Raw genomic sequence first — 1,968 nt, 5'->3', positions numbered from 1 at the left:
CGCGGTGCCGCCGGCTACCGCGGCGTTGGTCACGACGCCGTCGGCGCCGACGCCGGGGCCCGGATGCTCGGGCCCGCGCTCGGCGTCGCCCGCGATCGCGGACCGGCGCGCGCCGGACGCGAGGAGCAGGATCTCGCGGCGGAGGGCATCCGCGTCACCGGATCGCAGGTACGACAGCTGCACGTTCGCGTCGTTGCCCGCGACGGAGATCTCGAGCTTCGCGGCTCCGAAGAGGCGCGGGATGAACGGGCGGGCGATGTTGATGCCCTGGATGCGGTCGAGGCGGCCCTTGCGGTTGGTGCGGAAGAGGATGCCCGACCGCACCTCGACGACCTCGTCGGTGATGCGGAAGGTGTGCAGGCGCCACGACAGGTAGAAGCCGCCCACGGCGAGGAGGAGGACGAGCAGCGCGACGCCGAGCGCGGCGAGCACGAGGTTCTCGCGCAGGATGAAGTCGAGCGGGTCGCCGCCGAAGTCGTCGTCGCCCGGGTCGCCGCCGAACCCCTGGTCGCCGAAGACCAGGTCGACGATACGGTCGCGGAAGTTGCCGAAGACGACGCCCGCGAGGATCAGCACCGCGAGCCCGCCGCGGAAGAGCGGCGTCGCCCGGTGCAGGCGGTGCCACTCGCCGTCGGCGAAATCGGTCACAGGCCCGCCCGGCGGGTCTCGGCGACCGCGACGAGGTGGTCGCGCAGGCGCTCGGCGTCGGCGAGCGGGAGGCCCGGGATGAGCACTCCGGTCGACGCGGCCGCGGTCACGAACTTGAGCTCGGCGAGGCCGACGGCGCGCGCGATGGGCCCGCGCGTGATGTCGACGAGCTGCATGCGGCCGTAGGGCACGGCGACGACGCGCTGGAAGAGGATGCCGCGGCGGAAGAGCAGGTCGTCCTCGCGCAGCGCGTAGCCGATCGCGCGCACGCGGCGCGGGGTCAGGGCGATGACGGTGAGGAAGAGCACGCCGAGCGCGACGCCGAGCAGCGCCGAGGGCGCCCATCCGCTCACCCAGAACGGGATGAACCCCGCGACGGTCATGATGCCGCCGAAGACGACGTACCCGGCGATGTCGACGGCGATGTACTTCGGCGAGACGCGCTGCCAGTCGGTGCCGGGCAGCTCGATCGAGCGCGGAGCGGCGGCGGCTTCGGCGGTCACGGGCGCGGGAGCGTCGGGCGCGGGCGACGGCGTCTGCGGCTGGTCGGTCACGGCGTCGGCTCCCCCGGGTGGTCGGCGACCGCGCGGCTCACCCTGCGGCCGCGGCGGCCTCCTCCTTCTCGTCGTCGGGCGGAAGCCGGCAGAAGTGCTCTGCCACGAGCGCCGCGATCAGGAGGATCACCGCCGCGACGAGCGTGCCCGCCGCGGTCAGCGTCGAGCCTATCGGCACGACCGCACGAGACAGCAGATAGACGAGGATGCCCGCCCCGCCCCCCGAGAGGAGCGCCGCCGCGAGCGCGCTCGCCTTCGCGAGCACGACCACGCGCGTGGCGTAGAACGGGTCGATGCGGGTGGCTCCCGCGGCCGCGCGGCGCACCGGCCAGGCGAGGGCGACGAGCAGCGCGGCGATGAGCACGAGCCCGACGGCGAGCGAGGGCGGTGGCACGAGCACGGGCTGGCCGCGCATCGCGAGGGCGAGGTCGATCACGAATGCGAGCGCGAACCCGAGCAGAGCCAGCAGGACGAGCGGGAGGGGGCGCGAGCGGCTCACGCGGGGTCTCCCGGGGCCTCGCCGGCCGCGTCCTCGCCGGCCGCGTCCTCGCCGGTCGCGTCCTCGCCGGTCGCGTCGTCGCCGCCCCGAGCATCGCCCCGCGATCGCAGACCGGCCAGCAGGTCGGCGACGGGTCCGCGGCCGGCGAGCGGCCGGGTGAGCCAGCGGGCCCAGCGCAGCCACGCGAACGGGCGACGCCGCACCATCGACCGGAGGTCGTGGCGGCGCATCGAGCGCTCCCAGGCGCGCGGGGACGCCTCCGCGCCC

Annotated in this window: 3 protein-coding genes and 1 pseudogene; all 4 read right to left on the bottom strand. The window is 75.4% G+C overall.

Annotation, left to right across the window (positions count from 1 at the left end; all coding sequences use genetic code 11):
- On the bottom strand, positions 1-648 hold a 648-nt coding region (locus tag Q7T15_RS03680; protein WP_304693389.1), incomplete at its 3' end, for a PH domain-containing protein.
- The gene (locus Q7T15_RS03675) at positions 645-1,202 is read right to left on the bottom strand and encodes a PH domain-containing protein (protein WP_370689089.1); all 558 of its coding nucleotides are present in this window, start codon (positions 1,200-1,202) and stop codon (positions 645-647) included. The genes Q7T15_RS03675 and Q7T15_RS03680, both read right to left, overlap by 4 nt.
- 37 nt (positions 1,203-1,239) lie before the next feature.
- Entirely contained in the window at positions 1,240-1,701 is a 462-nt protein-coding gene (locus Q7T15_RS03670; RefSeq protein ID WP_304693387.1) for a DUF3180 family protein, read from the bottom strand.
- Positions 1,698-1,968 (bottom strand): annotated as a pseudogene (locus tag Q7T15_RS03665) (hypothetical protein); the annotation flags it as partial. The pseudogene Q7T15_RS03665 and the gene Q7T15_RS03670, both read right to left, overlap by 4 nt.

This window comes from Microcella sp. (genome assembly GCF_030645145.1).
Lineage (GTDB): Bacteria > Actinomycetota > Actinomycetes > Actinomycetales > Microbacteriaceae > Microcella.
This window is presented reverse-complemented; position numbering and strand designations above follow the sequence as displayed.